This is a genomic window from Comamonas sp. SCN 65-56, from assembly GCF_001724135.1.
In the GTDB taxonomy this organism is placed as follows: Bacteria; Pseudomonadota; Gammaproteobacteria; order Burkholderiales; family Burkholderiaceae_C; genus Comamonas_C.
Genome location: NZ_MEDS01000012.1, coordinates 126,975 through 143,067 on the forward strand (window position 1 = coordinate 126,975; position 16,093 = coordinate 143,067).

The following is a 16,093-nucleotide window of genomic DNA, read 5'->3' on the forward strand; positions in this document are numbered from 1 at the left end:
CGGTGGGCGGTGGGCGGTGAGCGGTGAGCGGTGAGCGGTGAGCGTGAGGAAGCGGTGCGCGTCTCGGAAGTTCACGCTGAACGCTGAACGCCCAACGCTGAACCTCTTTCAAAGTCCGTAGTCCTCAGCCTGGCCGGACATCGCGCGCTCGATCAGCTCGCGCGTCAGCCGGTCGCTGACCAGTTCGGCCAGGCGGTAGACAAAATGGCGCAGCCAGGCGCCACGCTTGAGCGCGATGCGCGTCACGCTGCGGCCAAACAGATGCCCACAGGGGCGGGCGACGAGCTCCGGCGGCAGACCTTCGTGGGTGGCCATCTCGGCCACCAGGCCTATGCCCATGCCCAGGCGCACATAGGTCTTGATGATGTCCGAATCCATGGCCTCCAGCACGATGCGCGGTTGCAGTCGGCGCGCGGCGAAGGCCTGGTCGATGCGGCTGCGGCCGGTGAAGGACGGGTGATAGGTGACAAGGGGCTCATGCGCCAGGTCTTCGATGTCGATGCGCTCGCGGCTTGCCAGCGGGTGTGTGGCGGGCAGTACCAGCACATGCTGCCATTCGTAGCAGGGCAGGGTGACGAGGTCAGGGTAGTCGGACAGCGATTCCGTCGCCATGCCGATCTCCGCCGCCTCATCAAGCACCATGCGCGCCACTTCGTCGGGCTTGGCCTGGTGCAGGCTGATGGTGACCTTGGGGTATTGCTCGCGCAGCCTGGCCACGGCCGTCGGCAGCACGTAGCGCGCCTGGGTGTGGGTGGTGGCGATGGAGAGCGTGCCGCTGTCTTCGGCGCTGAACTGCTCGCCGATGCGCTTCAGGTTCCCCACCTCGCGCATGATCACTTCAATGCTTTTGAGCACATGCTGGCCCGGCTCGGTGATGCGCTTGAGGCGCTTGCCGTGGCGCGCGAAGATGTCCACGCCCAGCTCGTCTTCCAGCTCCAGAATGGCCTTGGAGACGCCGGGCTGCGAGGTGTGCAGCGCCTTGGCGGCTTCGGTCAGGTTGAGCTGGCGCCGCGCGGCCTCCTGGACGAAGCGGAATTGGTGCAGATTCATAACCAAACGCTATTGAATATGGCAACCATTATGCCGCCGGCGTTCGGGATAGCCCGCTAGCGCCGCAGCACCAGCCAGCTGAAAGCCGCCAGTGAAAGCACGGAGTAAATCAGCCCCGGGGCCGCGGCACTGAGCCAGGGCGACCAGTTCTGCAGATTGCCGGCGAACCCGAACACGTTGTTCAGCAGGAAGAAGCTGATGCCTGCCATGACGCCGCCGAACACGTAGCCGGCAATACCGCCCGAGCGAAAGTGCAGGTAGCCGAAGGGCAGCGAGAGCACCACCATCACCAGGCAGGAGAGCGGGTAGAACACCTTGTGCCAGAGTTCGATCTCGTAGCGCTGCGCCGATTGCCCGTTGGCCTGCAGGTGGCGCACGTAGTTGAACAGGTCCAGCGTGGCCATCTTCTGCGGGTTCAGCAGCGATGCCGCCACCATCGTCGGCGTGATCTGCGTCGGCCAGTGCCAGGTATCTTCGGCAAGGCGCTGCACCTGCGCCTGGTCGCTGGCGGGATGCGCGAAGACATTGCGCTGCACGCCGGTGAGATCCCAGCCGTCGGCATTGAATCTGCCTTGCTGTGCATGCACCGTCATCAGCACATGGCCGTCCGCATCGAAACCGAAGATGCGCACGCCGCGCATCAGACCGTCAGGCTCCAGCGCGCGGACGTTGACGGCGTAGGCATCGCTGCCCTGCTGCTCCTTGAGCCAGGCGCCGGTGGCACCGGCGCTGAGCGGCCCGAATTGCCGCGCTTGCACGATCTGCGCCGCGCGTTCGCTGGCGGGGGCGATGTAGTCACCGATGGCAAAGGTGCCCGTGGCAAACAGCAGCCCGAGAATCAGCACGGTCCCGAGTGCTTTCCAGGGCCCCATGCCGCTGGTGCGCATGATGGTGAATTCAGAGTTTTGCGCCAGGCGCGCCATCACGAAAATCGTGCCGATCAGCACGGTGATGGGCAGCAGCTCATAGATGTGCTGCGGCTGGCGCAACAGCACATAGAGCAGCGCGGTGGAAAGCGGATAGCTGCCGCCCGCCACGCCCACGCTGCGCAGCTCGTCGACCATGTCGAAGAAGAAGAACAGTGCGACAAAGGCCAATGTGGCGAAGCCGACGCTCAGGGCCACCTCGCGGAAAATGTAGCGGCGCAGGGTTTTCATGCGGCCTGCCGGCGCGGCAGCAATGCCCGCCAGCTCCAGTGGTTGTGGCGCGCCGCGAGCACCAGAAGGCCGACGGCCAGCATCCCGCCGTGCAGGCCCAGCACCAGTGCCGGCAGGCTCAGGCGCTGGGCGCCGACCCAGCTCTGCCCGACATTCATCAGGTTGTAGTAGGCCATGAAGGCGAACAGCGCAAACATCACGCCGGCGCTACGCCCGGCCCGTGGCTGCACCACCGCCACGGCCAGCCCCAGCACCACCAGGTTGAGCACGGCAAACACCAGCCCCAGGCGCCAGCCGAGCTCGGCGCGCAGCACGGGAGAGCTGCTTTCGATGAGTGCCAGCGTGGTCGCCGTTTTGGTGGAGCCGGCGCCATGGTCTGACGCCTGCGCCTGCCCGATGCGTGTGCCGTACTCGGCAAATTCACTGATGCGCAGCCCCGGCTTGGCGAGCAGGATTTCCAGCCGCTCGCCGTTGGACAACAGCGCCGTGCGCTGGCCGTCTTCGATCTTCAGACGCGCGCTCTTGGCGGAGGTGACGGTTTCGCGGTCAGGCGCGGTGGTAGCGACGAAAATCTTGCTGGCGGTGTTGGCGCTGGGCGTGTCCTTGTCGATGAAGAACACGCGCGAGCCGCCGGCCGTTTCCTGGAATTCGCCGGGCGCGATGCGGTCCACGTCGCTGCGTTGCTCATAGCGGGTCTTGAGTTCGTCGATCTGCTGGTTGGCCCAGGGCCAGATGACGAGGGCCAGCGCGCCGACGGCCAGCACGATGGGCCAGGCAAAACGCAGCAGCGGCGCCAGCATGCTGAAAAGCCCGCGCCCGGCGCCGAACCAGATCACCATCTCGCTGTCGCGGTACATGCGCGAGAGCGTGTTGACGATGGCCACGAACAGGCTCAGGCTGAGGATGGTCGGCAGCTGCCCCAGCACGGTGAAACCCATCACCAGCAGCACGTCGCCGGGATCCACGCTGCCGCGCGAGGCCTGTCCCAGCGTCCGCACCAGCATGATGGTCATCACGATGGTGACGATCACGACCAGGGTGGCGCCGAAGCTGCGCGAGAGCTCCTTGCGCAGGGATGAATCGAATAACATTGAATCAAAGGGAACGAAGAACCATGGATTTTGAACTGAAAACGCTGGCGCTTGCCGCCGCCCCGTCCCAGCGCTGCGATTTGCTGGTGCTGCTCGTGGCCGAAGGCTTTGCGCCAGGCCAGGATGCGCTTTCGTCGCTGGCAGCGCTGGCGCTCAAACAGGGCGATTTGCAAACCCGCGCCGCCAGCCTGCTGCAGTGCTACGCGCCGCCTGGGGTGGCCGCGCGCAGGGTGGTGTTGCTGGGCGCTGGCGATGGCAGCGCGGCTGCGGTGCGCAAGGCGGTGCTGGCGCTGGCGCCGGTGCTCAAGGTGCGCGGCATCCAGCAGCTGGTAGCCGTGTTTGCCCAGGCGCCGCAGCCCGATGTGGTCGCCGTCGTCGTGCGTTCGCTGGCCGAGATCAGCTACGTCTACACCAGCACCAAGAGCAAGCCCGAGCCGCGATCCCTGGCGCGGGCCGTGATCGGCGTGCCGGCGAAGGCCGAGGTACGCGACGCGTTCGATACGGCGGTGGCGGTGGTCGCCGGGGTCGAGTTTGCGCGCGAATGGGCCAACCGCCCGGCCAACCACGCCACGCCCACGCTGCTGGGCGACGCGGCGCGGTCGCTGGCCAAACACAAGTCCATCCAGTGCAAGCTGCATGGTCCGGCGCAGGTGGCCAAGCTGGGCATGGGTGCCTTCATGGCGGTGGCGCAGGGCTCCAGCGAGCCGCTGCGCTTCATCGAGCTGCACTACCAGGGTGCCGCCAAGGGGCAGGCGCCGGTGGTGCTGGTAGGCAAGGGCATCACCTTCGATTCGGGTGGCATCTCGATCAAGCCGGCGGCCGGCATGGATGAGATGAAATTCGACATGGGTGGAGCGGCGAGTGTGCTCGGCACCTTCCGCGCGCTGGTCGAGCTCACGCCGAAGATCAATGTCGTCGGGCTGATTCCCGCGTGCGAAAACCTGCCCGACGGCAAGGCGGTGAAGCCCGGTGATGTGGTCACCAGCATGAGCGGCCAGACCATAGAAATTCTCAACACCGATGCCGAAGGGCGCCTCGCACTGTGCGATGCGCTGGCGTATGCGGCGCGCTTCAAGCCTGCCGCCGTGGTGGACATAGCCACGCTCACCGGCGCCTGCGTGGTCGCGCTGGGCGGGGTGCGTAGCGGCCTGTTTGCCAACGACGAGGCGCTGGCGGCGCAGTTGCAGGCCGCAGGCGAGCAGGCGCTGGATCCGTGCTGGCGCATGCCGCTCGATGACGACTACGCCGAAGGGCTCAAGAGCGCCTTCGCCGATGTCGCCAATGTGGCAGGGCGCGATGCCGGTGCGGTGACTGCAGCCAAGTTCCTGCAGCGCTTTGTCGGCAGCTATCCCTGGGCGCATCTGGATATCGCCGGCACGGCATGGAAGAGCGGGGCTGCCAAGGGCGCGACGGGGCGACCGGTAGGCTTGCTGGTGCACTACCTTGTGACTGCGGCCAGCGTCTCTCGTGGCGCGGGACGCGGAAAGTAGCCATGCCCGAACCCAGGCCGTTGCCGCGTTTCATTCCGACCTTGACCGACGTGGTGCACCTGCCGCCACTGGTCATGGCGCCGCCCGCTGCGCTGGCAACGCCTGAACCCGTGATCCCTGAGCTGCCGGTGGTCACGCCGCCCCGTGAAGCGGCGGAGATGGAGAGCGCCATTGCGCAGCGCGTGCACACCTTGTTGCAGGCACGCCTGGATCAGGCCGTGCACCAGGTGCTGGACGAGCTGCGGCCGCTGGTGCGGGAGGCGGTGGCCCAGGCCCTGGCGGAACAGCCTCCACGCGGGAATTTGTAGGAAAACAAGCCTGTAGCGCATGCTCCATCAGCGCCATGCGCTATGCATTTTGGATATTTGCATATATTTGCGACGATGAATACACCTGCTTAGAATGCAGCGCAGAGGGACACGGAGGCAATCTCGCGAGTCCCGGCTCCAGTGTTTTGCGGTGTGCGTCTCACCGGACCTGGCGTCCTGAAGCAGAGGGTGTTCCAGGGCGCTTGTGCCTGATGCCTCGTTCTTGTGTCCGTAGCCTCTGTCCGGCGACTTGCGTTTGCAGCGTGAACCTTGTTTCACCGCAACGCAAAGGAGATTTCCATGTCGGATCGCAGAGGGTTTTTGAGGAATGGCGGATTGGCCGCCGCGGCAGGTGCCGCTGGCGTGATGTTGGGCGGCAGTGGCTGCGCAACGGCTGCCGGGCCGGCGGTGGGTACCGGCCGCATGGCGGCGCTGCCCAAGGCCAGGGGGCCGCGGCTGGTGGTGGTGGGCGGTGGCACTTCGGGTCTGACGATTGCCAAATACGCCAAGAAGGAATTCCCGCAATTTGATGTGGTGCTGGTGGAAAAGCGCGACATGTATTCCTCGTGCTTCACCAGCAACCTGTGGTATGCCGGCCTCATCACGCTGGAGAACCTGGCCAACCACAGCTTCCTGGATGCCGCGGTCAACAACAAGTATGTGTACTTCAATGCCACGGTGACAGGGCTGGACCGTGCGGGCAAAACCCTGGTGACGAGCGAAGGCGACATCAAGTACGACTATCTGGTGATCGCCCCCGGCATCTCCTACGACTACGGCAAGATCGGTGTCAAGGACATCGACACCCAGACGGCACTGCGGCAGGTGTATCCCGGCGGCTTTGTCTCGCCGATCGAACACGTCACGCTGCACCGCAAGATCCGCGAGTTCGAGGGCGGCGTGTTCGTGCAGACCGTCCCCAGCGGCAATTACCGCTGCCTGCCCGCGCCGTATGAGCGCGCCTGCCTGATCGCCTCGCTCATCAAGCACAACAAGATCAAGGGCAAGGTGGTGATCCTCGACGCCAACCCCGAGGTGACGATCAAGGCGGAGGGTTTTCACGCCGCGTTCGACCAGCTCTACAAGGGCATCCTCGAATACCGCCCCAATGCCGCCGTGAAGGGCGTCGATCCAGTCAAACGCACGATAGAGACCGATTTCGACAGCGTGCAGTTCACCGATGCAGCGATCTATCCCAACGTGCGCGCGTCAACCTTGATCGAGCAGCTCGGCCTGATGGCACCGGCCACCAAATCCAACCAGTTCGAGGCCAATATCGATACGCGCTTCTACAACATCATTGGCGATACTTCGGTGTACGTGACCGGCGATTCGCGTCCCCATCCGTATTCCAAGAGCGCCAATACTTCCAACACCGAGGCGCACTACGTCGCCAAGGTGCTGGCCGCGCGGGCGCAGGGCAAGGAAATCAGCTGGACCACGCCAGAGACCATCTGCTACTCGGTGGTGAACGCCTTTCCGATGGAGGCGATCTCCGTCAAGGCGCACTATGTGTACGACGCGGGCAAGGATGCGATCACCGGCTTCTCGCCCGACACCAAGGTATTCAACAACCGCGATGCCGCCAAAGGCCAGGCCACGCTGGAATGGGCCAAGGGCTTGTACCGCGACATGTTCAACGCCTGACGCGCAGTTCTCGTCCAGGCCACCCTTGTGGTGGCTTTCTCCAGTCTTTCATATTTGGGGATGCTGATGGATCGTCGCTGCTTTGCCCAGGCGTGCACGGGCGCCTTGCTGGCGCAGGGCTTGCCCGCCTGGGCCACTGCGATGCAAGACTACGCGCATGTCAAACTGGTGCATCCCGATGGCACCCCGCTCAAGGCCGCGCAAGTCGGTACGCAGGAAGCCCTGGTGTTTGCCTATCCGCTCAAGGGCATTCCCTGCTATTTGATCAACCTCGGTGATCGCAGGGTTGCCACCCAAGAGCTGACATCGCCGGATGACGGCAGTTACACCAATCCGGAAGGTGTTGGGCCGGCCAGCAGCCTGGTTGCCTTTGTGGCGGTGTGTACCCACCAGCTCAGCTATCCGACCCCGGCGGCGAGCTATCTGCGCTACGCCGCGTCGGGCAGCGAACTGGGCGGTGGCCCAGGTCGCATCGTTTGCTGTGCCCATGGCAGCGTGTACGACCCGGCGCAAGGCGGCGCGCGCGTGACCGGGCCGACGCAAAACCCGCTGATGCCGGTACGCCTGGCCTGGGACCCGGCCACAGACCAGCTGACGGCCACCGGGACGGTCGGGCAGAAATTCTTCGAGCGGTTCTTCCAGAATTTCAAGGCCGACCTGATAGAGCAGTACGGCCCTGGCGTGTACCGCCAGGAGGTGGAGGGCAGCGTGGTGGCGGTGCCGCTGAGCGCCTACTCCAAGGCAGTGCCGGCCTGCTGAGCCGCTTTTCGCAGACTGGCGATGGTTGCCGATGGCGTGATGGCTTGCGGGTCGATCAGGCAGTGGATCAGCGCTGGTTTGCCGCTGGCACGCGCACGCGCCAGGGCGGGCGCGAAGTCTTCGGTGCGCTCCACCCGCTCGCCATGCCCGCCAAAGGCCAGGGCGTAGGCGCGGAAATCCGGATTTTTCAGGTCGGTGGCGCTGACACGGCCCGGGTAGTGGCGTTCCTGGTGCATGCGGATGGTGCCGTACATGCCGTTGTCCAGCAGGATGACGGTGATCGGCAGGCTGTATTGGACGGCGGTGGCAAATTCCTGGCCGTGCATCAGAAAATCTCCATCGCCGGCGAAGGCAATCACCTCGCGTTCCGGCCACAGGCGCTTGGCACCAACGGCGGCCGGCAGGCCGTAGCCCATAGAGCCGCTGACCGGTGCAAGCTGGCTGGCCCAGGCGCCAAAGGGCCAGAAGCGGTGTACCCAGATGGTGAAATTGCCTGCGCCGCTGCAGACGATGGTGTCGGGTGGTAGCACGGCGCGCAGGTGCTGCATCACGGCGCCCATCTGCAGATCGCCCGGAATGTGAATGCGCGAGGGGTCGGTCCAGGCGAGGTAGTCGGCGTGGGCAGCGCGGGTGTGTTCGGCCCAGGGCATGGCCTTGGGCGCGGGCAGGGCGGCCAGTGCCGCGGCCATGGGCTGGGGCGTGGCGTGGATGGCAAGTCGCGGCTGGTAAACCTGCCCCAGTTCTTCGGCGTCGGCGTGGACATGAACCAGCGTCTGTGCGGGTGTCGGGATGTGCCAGAGGGTGTAGCCCTGCGAGGGCACATCGCCCAGGCGCGTGCCCAGTGCCAGCACCAGATCGGCGCCGCGCAGGCGTTGCAGCAGCGCAGGGTTGGCGCCCAGACCCAGGTCGCCCGCGGCACCAGGGTGATCCAACGGGCACAGCGTCTGGCGGCGGAAGGCGGTGATCAGCGGCAGCTGCCAGTGGCGTGCAAAGGCGCCCAGATCGGCCACCGCCTGCGCCGACCAGCGGCTGCCGCCAGCGATCACCATCGGGCGCTGCGCCGCGCCCAGAAGTTCGGTCAGGGTTTGCAGCGCTGCGGCGTCTGGCGCGGCTTCCACGACTGCGGCGGGCCGTGCATCGGCTGCGCTCACGCGGTCGGTCAGCATGTCCTCGGGCAGTGCAACGACGACCGGACCGGGCCGCCCGTTCATGGCCACATGAAAGGCGCGCGCCACCAGCTCCGGGATGCGGCGCGCATCGTCGATCTGCACCGCCCATTTGGTGATGCTGCCGAAGACCGCGCCGTAGTCCACTTCCTGGAAGGCCTCGCGGTGCAGCACATCGCGCGCCACCTGGCCGACGAAGACGATCAGCGGCGTGGAATCCTGCTGTGCGATGTGGATGCCGGCCAGGGCGTTGGCGATGCCGGGGCCGCGCGTGACGAAGCAGATCCCGGGGTGGCCGGTGAGCTTGCCCTGCGCCTCGGCCATCATCGCCGCACCGCCTTCCTGGCGGCAGACGGTGACGGCGATGCGCGCGTCGTGCAGGGCATCGAGTACCGCCAGGTAGCTCTCGCCGGGCACGCAAAAAAGCTGCTGCACGCCCTGCAGCGACAGTTGATCGACCAGCATCTGCGCGCCGGTGCGTGCGGGAGAGGTTTGTGGTGCGGACATGGCGGCGTTCCAGTCGGTGTGGCGGACGCAACCATTATCCTTGTGCGTTTTCCGCACTGCATACGAGAGAGATTCACCACATGGCCATTCAATGGTTTCCCGGCCACATGCACCTGACGCGCCAGGCGATCGCCGAGCGCGTGAAAAGCATAGACGTGGTGATCGAGCTGCTCGACGCGCGCCTGCCCGGTTCCAGCAGCAACCCCTTGCTGGCCGACCTGGCGGGGCACAAGCCCACGCTCAAGGTGCTCAACAAGCAGGATCTGGCCGATCCCGTGCGCACAGAAGCGTGGCTGGCGTGGTATGGCGCGCAGGCCGATACGCGCTCGATTGCGCTCGATGCCTCCGAGCGCGCCCCGGCGCGGCGACTGATCGACGCCTGCCGCCAGCTGGCGCCGCTGCGCCGGGGCATGGCGCGGCCGATGCGCGTGATGATCGTCGGCGTGCCCAACGTCGGCAAGTCCACGCTCATCAATACGCTGAGTCGCAAGAGCCAGGCCAAGACCGGCGATGAGGCGGGCGTGACCAAGCAGGAGCAGCGCATCGTGCTCGACGATGATTTCTACCTCTGGGATACGCCCGGCATGCTCTGGCCGCGCATCATCGTGCCCGAGAGCGGCATGCGTCTGGCCGCCAGCGGGGCGGTGGGGCGCAATGCCTACGATGAACAAGAGGTGGCGCTGGACCTGCTGGCCTACCTCAAGGTTTTTTATCCAAATCAGCTTGCAGCGCGCTACCAGATTGCGCGAACAGCTCCTGAAATCAAAGCAATGCACGATGACGAGTTGCTGGAGCATGTCGCGCGCCGCAGGGGTGCGCTGATCGCCGGGGGCAAGCTCGATTGGCAAAAGGCGGCAGAAATCGTGCTGACAGATTTCCGGTCGGCGGCCATCGGGCGGCTGACGCTGGAGACGCCTGAAGAGTACGCGCTCTGGTTGGCTGCGGGCCAGGCGCGTGATGCGGAACGAGAAAAACGTTTGCAGGAGCGCAAGCGCGTGCGTGCCAGCAAGGGGCGGGGCGCCGCGATGTAGTCTGGCTGCGACGGGCGCCGTGTTGCGTTGTCAAACCGGGCTTGCTGCGCCATCATGTTCCCCTTCCAAGGGGAGATGTGCATCATGAAACCCATGCAGTGGATTCGCGCCGGCCTTGCGGCATTGGCGGTATCGGGGGTGCTCACGGGAACGGCGCTGGCGCAAGACATGCCGGGAGCCAAGGACTACCCGGTGCTCAAGCGTTTTGCAGGCTCCAGCATCGTCGGCTATGAGATGCGCAACTTCGACGAGGTGGACTTTCAGACCTCGACCTTCAAGGAGTTCGATCTTGGCAGCTACAAGCGTGTCTATGCCGAGCCGGCGTTGCACCTGGAAGGCAAGCTCACGCGCCTGTGGTATGAGGCCCCGGGCCAGACGCGGGCGCTGGAGCTGTACCGCAATTACGTCAACGAGCTCACCGGCAACGGCTTCAAGGCCTTGTACGACTCCACGCAAGACCCCAAGGCCACCGGTTGGACCAATTTCCTGGCCTCACTCTCGGGTGGCAAGAAGGACGCGATCAAGAACAACCGCTCGGAGTACGTGATCTACGCTGCCTCCACCAGCAGTTTGCGCACCGGTACCTTCCAGAAGGACAACGTCACCGTGCGCCTGATCGCCATTGACTGGCCCAAGGCCGATGAGGTCTACAAGGCCAAGGAAGGCGCCTACATCGCCGTGGACATCCTGGAAACCAAGGCCATGCAGCAGAGCATGGTGGTGGTGAGCGCCAGCGAAATCGAGAAATCCATCACCGCCAACGGCAAAGTGGCGATCTACGGCATTCACTTTGACACCGGCAAATCCGATATCAAGCCCGAATCCAAGCCCTCGCTGGACCAGATCGCTGCCTACCTGAAGGCCGACCCCAAGGTCAAGCTGCATGTGGTCGGGCATACCGACAGCATTGGCAGTTTCGAGAGCAATCTTGCGCTCTCGCGCCAGCGTGCGACGGCCGTGGCCGCCGCGCTTGCCAAGGACTACGGCATTGCCGCCGCACGCCTGACGGGCAATGGTGTGGCGTCGCTGGCGCCGGTGGCCAGCAACACCACGGACGAAGGGCGGGCGAAGAACCGGCGCGTCGAGTTGGTGCCGCAGTAGGCAGCAAGTCCATGCGTCGATGGTTGGGCTGGGCACTGAGCGCTGATCAAGCTGCGACGGGGACTTTGGGCGGTTGCGGCAAGAGTGCGAAGCCCAGGGCCGAGAGTGCCAGCCATGCGGCAATGCACAGCATGACGGTGGCGTAGGGTTCCAGCCCTGCATGGCTGGCCGCAGTGGCGATCAGCCCTGTTGCCCACTGCATCACCGCCACGCCCATGAACATCGCCATCGTGAAGGCGGCCATGGCACGCCCGGTGATGGAGGCAGGGTAGGCGTTGCGCACGTCCGCATACTGCAGCACGATGAAGCCCGACGCCAGCCCTATGGCCATCATGCAGCCCACGTCCAGCCAAGCCCAGCGGGCGAAGGCGAGCAAGCAGAACAGACCGGCCAGAACCAGGGCCCAGCCGGTCAGCCAGCGTCTTCGGGTGGCTGGTCCCGGGTCCCGGCGGCCAAATACCACCGGTGCCACGATCAGGATGAGCGACAGGGCCAATGCTGCATTGCCGCTTTGCACCAGCGAAAAACCATGGCGGTCAACCAGCATGGGGCCCATCCACAGACCGCGCAGCGTGATCAGCGCGGCGTAGGTCGTGCTGCCCAGCACCACGATGCCCCAGGTGTGCGGCAGAGCGAACAGCGCGCCAAAGCGGCGCAGCGCCTGGCCCACGGTTTCCCGCTCGCTGCCCGCTGCCGTGCGCGATGGTGCGGGCTCGTGGACCGCACGCCAGATCCACAGCCACGCCAGCAGTCCCAGCACCGCCAGCATCCAGAAGCCTGCGCGCCACGAGCCCTGCTCTATGGTCCAGGCCAGCGGCGTGCCGGTCAGCAGCATGCCCAGGGAGCCCAGGGCGATGGTCATGCCCGAAATGGCGGCAAAGCGCTGTGGCGCAAAGTGCCGTGCGATGAATACGGTGCAGACCAGGAAGGTGGGTGCGCAGCCCAGCCCGATCAGCACCTGCGCCAGCACCAGCGGCGTGGCGCCGGGCGCCAGTGCCGAGAGCACCGCGCCCACCAGTGCCAAAGGAAACGTGGCCAGCAGCGTGCGGCGTATGCCGAACAGGTCTATGCCTATGCCCATGAAGAGCTGCATCGCCCCGAAGGCAAAGTGATAGGCGCCGGAGAACAGGCCAAGCTGTCTGGGCGTGAGACCGAACGCGGCCTGCAGCGGCGGCGCCATGATGGCCCCCAGAGTACGAAAGGCCTGGCTCATGTTGAACGCGGCGATCAGTGCCAGCAGCATCCACAGGGCCGCCCGGGGGGCGAGAGGGGAAGCAGGGCTGGCGCTGGTTGCAGGGGGCATGGGTGGCGAGACTAGCGCGTTTTGCCACGTGCCACCTGTCGCGCGTGCTACCCGATTACATGGCCTTGAACAGCGGCGCGTACAGGCGGCTGACAGCCAGACGTTCGGGACGCTGGCGCAGCTGCAGGAACAGTCTGCCGGCTTCATCGCGGTGGGCGGTTTCGACACTGCTGATGCGCACCAGCGTGCCACGGTGTACCTGCCAGAATTCCTGCGGATCGAGCTGCGCCGCGAGCTCCTTGAGCGGCGTGCGGATCAGGTACTCGTGCATGGCGGTGAGCACGCGCACGTATTTGTCCGCCGCTTCAAAGTACAGCACCGCGGTCACCGGCACCATGTGGAGGGTGGAACCGCTGCTCGCCTGCAGCACCGTCAGGCGCGGTCGTGCCGCACCGCTGCCTTGGGCCAGGCCGGGGGCGGCGAGGAGTTGGCGCAATCGCTGCAAGGTTGCTTCATCATCGATAGCTGCTGACGCTTTATCAGCAAGCGCTTGACGTAGTTTTCGTATGGATTTTTCCAGCCTGGAGCGCTCGATGGGCTTGAGCAGGTAGTCCACCGCCTGCGCCTCGAAGGCTTGCACTGCGTACTGGTCGTAGGCGGTGGTGAAGACCAGCAGCGGCAGCGGCGATGCCTGCGGCCACGCATCGAACAGCTCGGCGGCGGCCTCCGGTCCGCTCTGGCCGGGCATGCGGATGTCGAAGAACAGCACCTCGGGCCGCAGCGTCAGCGCCGTACGCGCGGCCGAGAGGCCGTCGCCCACGGTGGCAACGATCACCAGCTTCGGCCAAGCCTCGGCCAGTGCCTGCTGCAGCGCCTGCGCCAGCAGCGGCTCGTCCTCGGCGATCAATGCGCGTGGTGCAGTCATTTCAAGGGAATAACGATGTTGGCGCAGGTCTGGCCTGCGCTGTCAGCTATCAATTCAAAAGTTGCCTCGTCGCCGTAAAGCGTCTTCAGGCGCTCGCGCACCTGCGCCAAGCCAAAGGAGCGGCCCGGCCGGGCGTCCGTCTGCGGCTGGGGTGTGACCAGCGGTGCGCCGCTGTTGCGCACCTGGAGCAGCAGCTGGTTGCCGTCTGCCGTGGTGCGCGCACTCACCTGCACGCTGCCGCCTGCCACTTCGGGCTCCAGCCCGTGGCGGATGGCGTTTTCCACCAGCGGTTGCAGCAGCAGTGGCGGCACCGGCACAGCGTGCAGCGCGTCAGGCAAATCGAGCTGCCAGGCCAGGCGCGGCCCCATGCGCACGGCGATCAGCTCCAGATAGTCGCGAAGGCACCCGAACTCGTCGGTCAGCGGATGCAGCGTGGCGCGCGAGCCGCCGAGCGTGGCGCGCAGATAGTCGCCCAGCCGGTCCAGCATCTGTTGGGCAGCGGCGGGATCCAGGCCGATCAGCACGCGCAGATTGACCAGGGTGTTGAACAGCATGTGCGGTTCGAGCTGGCTTTGCAGCAGCATCAGCCGCGCCAGCCCTTGGGCCAGCCGTGCCCGCCGCGCTGCGGGTTGTGGTGGCAATGTTCAATCGGTACCAGCAGACGGCCGAATTCAATCACCAGCCAGGTCAGGCCGCCGATGCATACCGAGTAGACCAGCTGGCGCGGGTAGCCGCCGCTGGGCCAGACCAGCGTGGTGAAGACCGCGACCACGCAGCAGAAGGCGAGCACCTGCAGGCCGTGGCGCAGCGCATCGAGCCAGAGGATTCGCAGTGCCATGAACTACTCAAAAGATGGCTTATGGCGCTTTACCACGGCGCGCCAAGGCTGGATTTGACCAATGAACGGGTTGGGCCACGTCAGGCCGCTTCGCGTGCCAGCGCACGCTGGTAGGCAGGCCGGGCGCGGATGCGCGTCAGCCAGGCGACGAGGTGCGGGTGATCGTTGCCATTCAGACCGGCGCGCTCCTGCGCGGCCTCCAGCGGATAGCTGAGTTGCACGTCGGCTGCGCTGAAGGCGTCGCCGGCGAACCAGTCGCGCTGCTTGAGTTCGCTTTCCATGTAAGCCAGGTGCAGCGTGATCTGGGGGCCGACGAAGCTGGACATCACTTTGGCGGCGATGGCGCGGGCGATGGGCTTGGCGAGAAACGGCATGGGGGCGCTGGCAACGCGATCAAACACCAGCTTGAGCAGCAGCGGTGGCATGGCCGAACCCTCGGCATAGTGCAGCCAGTAGCGGTAACGGGCGAAATCCGCCGTACCGGGGGCTGGGGAGAGTTGCCGGGCACCGAAGCGCTCGACCAGCGTCTCGATGATCGCGCCCGATTCGGCCAGCACTTCGCCATCCACTACGACGACTGGTGATTTGCCCAGGGGATGGATGTGCTTGAGCGCGGGCGGCGCGAGCAGGGTCTTGGGATCGCGCTGGTAGCGCACGATCTCGTAGGGCTGCCCGAGTTCTTCCAGCAGCCACAGGATGCGCTGCGAGCGGGACTGGTTCAGGTGGTGGACGGTGATCGTCATGGGTTCAGCTCCGGTGTCGGTGCGCAAGCTTATCGCGTTCGACCTGCACCAGGCGATCGCGCACACCACCACCGCCGGTCGCGAGCCACACGGCCAGACCGTGAATCGCCAGACCCAGCCCCCAGCCCGCCAGCGGAAAAAGGAACCACGGGCGGCCGCTTTGCCAGGAGATCAGCGCCAGGCCTGCGTTGACGCAAAGGTAGACCAGCGCATGCACATACCAGCCCATCTTGGCACCGGCCCGCTTGCGTGCCAGGTGTTCGATGCGCTCGTTTTCGGAGGAATCGGTTTGCAACGGCATGGGATGGGCTCCGATCAGGCGTGCTGAATCTGCAGGGACGCGCCGCGCGCCAGCCGCACGATGCTGAGCAAACGCGCGGCAAAGAAGCCCGAGAGCAGACCATACAGTGCAGTCACGGCTGCGGCGAAGCCAGCGTCGTGCGCCAGCGCGGGCTCCATCGCCAGCTGCACGCCGATGCCGTACTTCATCAGAAACACTGCCAGGATCAATCCCATGGTGGCCCAGCTGCCCGGCAGGTGCACGGTGCGCGTGGCGGCATTCCAGCGCGTGCCGCGAGGCGCTGCCAGGCGGCTGCCAACAGCCATCGTCGCGGCGGCGCAAAGAGCCCAGAGCGCCAGCAATGCAGCCAGGTGCCCGGTGCTGCCGAAGGCCGACTGCACGCCCCAAAGTGCCAGTCCGGTCATGGCGATGGGCAGGAGGACGAGGCGGCCCAGCGGCATGGCGCGCTCGCGCGTGGCCGAAATGCCGAGCACCAGCAGCGCCGCAAGCAGGGCGCCGACCCAGGCGGGTGTGCCGCGCACGATATCGATGATGGCTTCGGGGTGCTGGATCAGCAGTTGGGTGAGCAGCATGGTCAATCTCCGTCAAACGTTGGAAAAGGGATGGCGATGGACCGGATGGTGCGGTGCAGGACTGCTGCGCGCGAGCGCTTTGCGACGAAATGCCAGTGTCCGGCGCCAGCTGCGGCTGGGAGACGTGAACGGTGGCTCGCCAGTGGCGGCATCCGTTTCCGTGG

Annotated in this window: 17 protein-coding genes; 6 read left to right on the top strand and 11 right to left on the bottom strand. The window is 65.7% G+C overall.

Features of this window, described 5'->3' with window-relative positions:
- Positions 1 to 108: 108 nt before the first annotated feature.
- From ABS45_RS08795 to lptF, 3 genes are read right to left on the bottom strand one after another with little or no spacing between them, the layout of a single operon-like run.
- Positions 109 to 1,050 (bottom strand): CysB family HTH-type transcriptional regulator, encoded by a 942-nt coding sequence (locus ABS45_RS08795; protein WP_291555037.1) that lies wholly within the window; start codon positions 1,048 to 1,050, stop codon positions 109 to 111.
- A gap of 56 nt (positions 1,051 to 1,106) precedes the next feature.
- On the bottom strand, positions 1,107 to 2,207 hold the full coding sequence (lptG, locus tag ABS45_RS08800; protein WP_291555038.1) for an LPS export ABC transporter permease LptG: 1,101 nt from the start codon (positions 2,205 to 2,207) through the stop codon (positions 1,107 to 1,109).
- The gene (gene lptF / locus ABS45_RS08805) at positions 2,204 to 3,298 is read right to left on the bottom strand and encodes an LPS export ABC transporter permease LptF (RefSeq protein ID WP_291555039.1); all 1,095 of its coding nucleotides are present in this window, start codon (positions 3,296 to 3,298) and stop codon (positions 2,204 to 2,206) included. Before lptF ends, lptG begins: the two co-directional genes overlap by 4 nt.
- Positions 3,299 to 3,321: 23 nt before the next feature.
- Between lptF and ABS45_RS08810 the strand changes: the two genes are divergently transcribed.
- The 4 genes from ABS45_RS08810 (at position 3,322) to ABS45_RS08825 (ending at position 7,502) form a co-directional block, all read left to right on the top strand.
- Complete coding sequence (locus ABS45_RS08810) at positions 3,322 to 4,788, top strand: leucyl aminopeptidase (RefSeq protein WP_291555040.1); 1,467 nt, start codon at positions 3,322 to 3,324, stop codon at positions 4,786 to 4,788.
- Positions 4,789 to 4,790: 2 nt separating this feature from the next.
- Entirely contained in the window at positions 4,791 to 5,096 is a 306-nt protein-coding gene (locus ABS45_RS08815; protein ID WP_291555041.1) for a hypothetical protein, read from the top strand.
- A gap of 300 nt (positions 5,097 to 5,396) precedes the next feature.
- On the top strand, positions 5,397 to 6,743 hold the full coding sequence (locus tag ABS45_RS08820) for an FAD-dependent oxidoreductase (RefSeq protein WP_291555042.1): 1,347 nt from the start codon (positions 5,397 to 5,399) through the stop codon (positions 6,741 to 6,743).
- Positions 6,744 to 6,803: 60 nt separating this feature from the next.
- Positions 6,804 to 7,502 carry a Rieske 2Fe-2S domain-containing protein gene (locus ABS45_RS08825; protein ID WP_291555043.1) on the top strand — a complete coding sequence of 233 codons (699 nt, stop codon included), beginning with the start codon at positions 6,804 to 6,806 and terminating at the stop codon, positions 7,500 to 7,502.
- On the opposite strand, the gene ABS45_RS08830 is transcribed toward ABS45_RS08825, so the two are convergent.
- The gene (locus tag ABS45_RS08830) at positions 7,475 to 9,175 is read right to left on the bottom strand and encodes a thiamine pyrophosphate-binding protein (RefSeq protein ID WP_291555044.1); all 1,701 of its coding nucleotides are present in this window, start codon (positions 9,173 to 9,175) and stop codon (positions 7,475 to 7,477) included. The genes ABS45_RS08825 and ABS45_RS08830 overlap by 28 nt on opposite strands.
- Positions 9,176 to 9,255: 80 nt before the next feature.
- Between ABS45_RS08830 and ylqF the strand changes: the two genes are divergently transcribed.
- The gene (gene ylqF / locus ABS45_RS08835; RefSeq protein WP_291555046.1) at positions 9,256 to 10,206 is read left to right on the top strand and encodes a ribosome biogenesis GTPase YlqF; all 951 of its coding nucleotides are present in this window, start codon (positions 9,256 to 9,258) and stop codon (positions 10,204 to 10,206) included.
- Between the two features lie 84 nt (positions 10,207 to 10,290).
- Positions 10,291 to 11,307, top strand: coding sequence for an OmpA family protein (locus ABS45_RS08840; protein ID WP_291555048.1), 1,017 nt, complete (start codon positions 10,291 to 10,293; stop codon positions 11,305 to 11,307).
- A 46-nt stretch (positions 11,308 to 11,353) separates the two neighbouring features.
- Here the strand turns inward: ABS45_RS08840 and ABS45_RS08845 are convergent, their stop codons facing one another.
- The 7 genes from ABS45_RS08845 to ABS45_RS08875 form a co-directional block, all read right to left on the bottom strand.
- Positions 11,354 to 12,610 carry an MFS transporter gene (locus ABS45_RS08845; protein WP_291555050.1) on the bottom strand — a complete coding sequence of 419 codons (1,257 nt, stop codon included), beginning with the start codon at positions 12,608 to 12,610 and terminating at the stop codon, positions 11,354 to 11,356.
- A gap of 55 nt (positions 12,611 to 12,665) precedes the next feature.
- Positions 12,666 to 13,475, bottom strand: coding sequence for a LytTR family DNA-binding domain-containing protein (locus ABS45_RS08850; protein WP_291555052.1), 810 nt, complete (start codon positions 13,473 to 13,475; stop codon positions 12,666 to 12,668).
- Positions 13,472 to 14,059, bottom strand: a complete 588-nt coding sequence (locus ABS45_RS08855) for a histidine kinase (protein ID WP_291555054.1) — start codon at positions 14,057 to 14,059, stop codon at positions 13,472 to 13,474. The genes ABS45_RS08850 and ABS45_RS08855 overlap by 4 nt, the downstream gene beginning before the upstream one ends.
- Entirely contained in the window at positions 14,059 to 14,313 is a 255-nt protein-coding gene (locus ABS45_RS08860; RefSeq protein ID WP_291555056.1) for a hypothetical protein, read from the bottom strand. Before ABS45_RS08860 ends, ABS45_RS08855 begins: the two co-directional genes overlap by 1 nt.
- Before the next feature lie 80 nt (positions 14,314 to 14,393).
- Positions 14,394 to 15,056: a glutathione S-transferase gene (locus tag ABS45_RS08865; RefSeq protein ID WP_291555058.1), complete on the bottom strand. Its 663-nt coding sequence runs from the start codon at positions 15,054 to 15,056 to the stop codon at positions 14,394 to 14,396.
- Positions 15,057 to 15,060: 4 nt separating this feature from the next.
- Positions 15,061 to 15,357: a 2TM domain-containing protein gene (locus ABS45_RS08870; RefSeq protein WP_291555060.1), complete on the bottom strand. Its 297-nt coding sequence runs from the start codon at positions 15,355 to 15,357 to the stop codon at positions 15,061 to 15,063.
- A 14-nt stretch (positions 15,358 to 15,371) separates the two neighbouring features.
- Positions 15,372 to 15,929 (bottom strand): DUF6622 family protein, encoded by a 558-nt coding sequence (locus ABS45_RS08875; RefSeq protein WP_291555062.1) that lies wholly within the window; start codon positions 15,927 to 15,929, stop codon positions 15,372 to 15,374.
- Between the last annotated feature and the right edge of the window lie 164 nt (positions 15,930 to 16,093).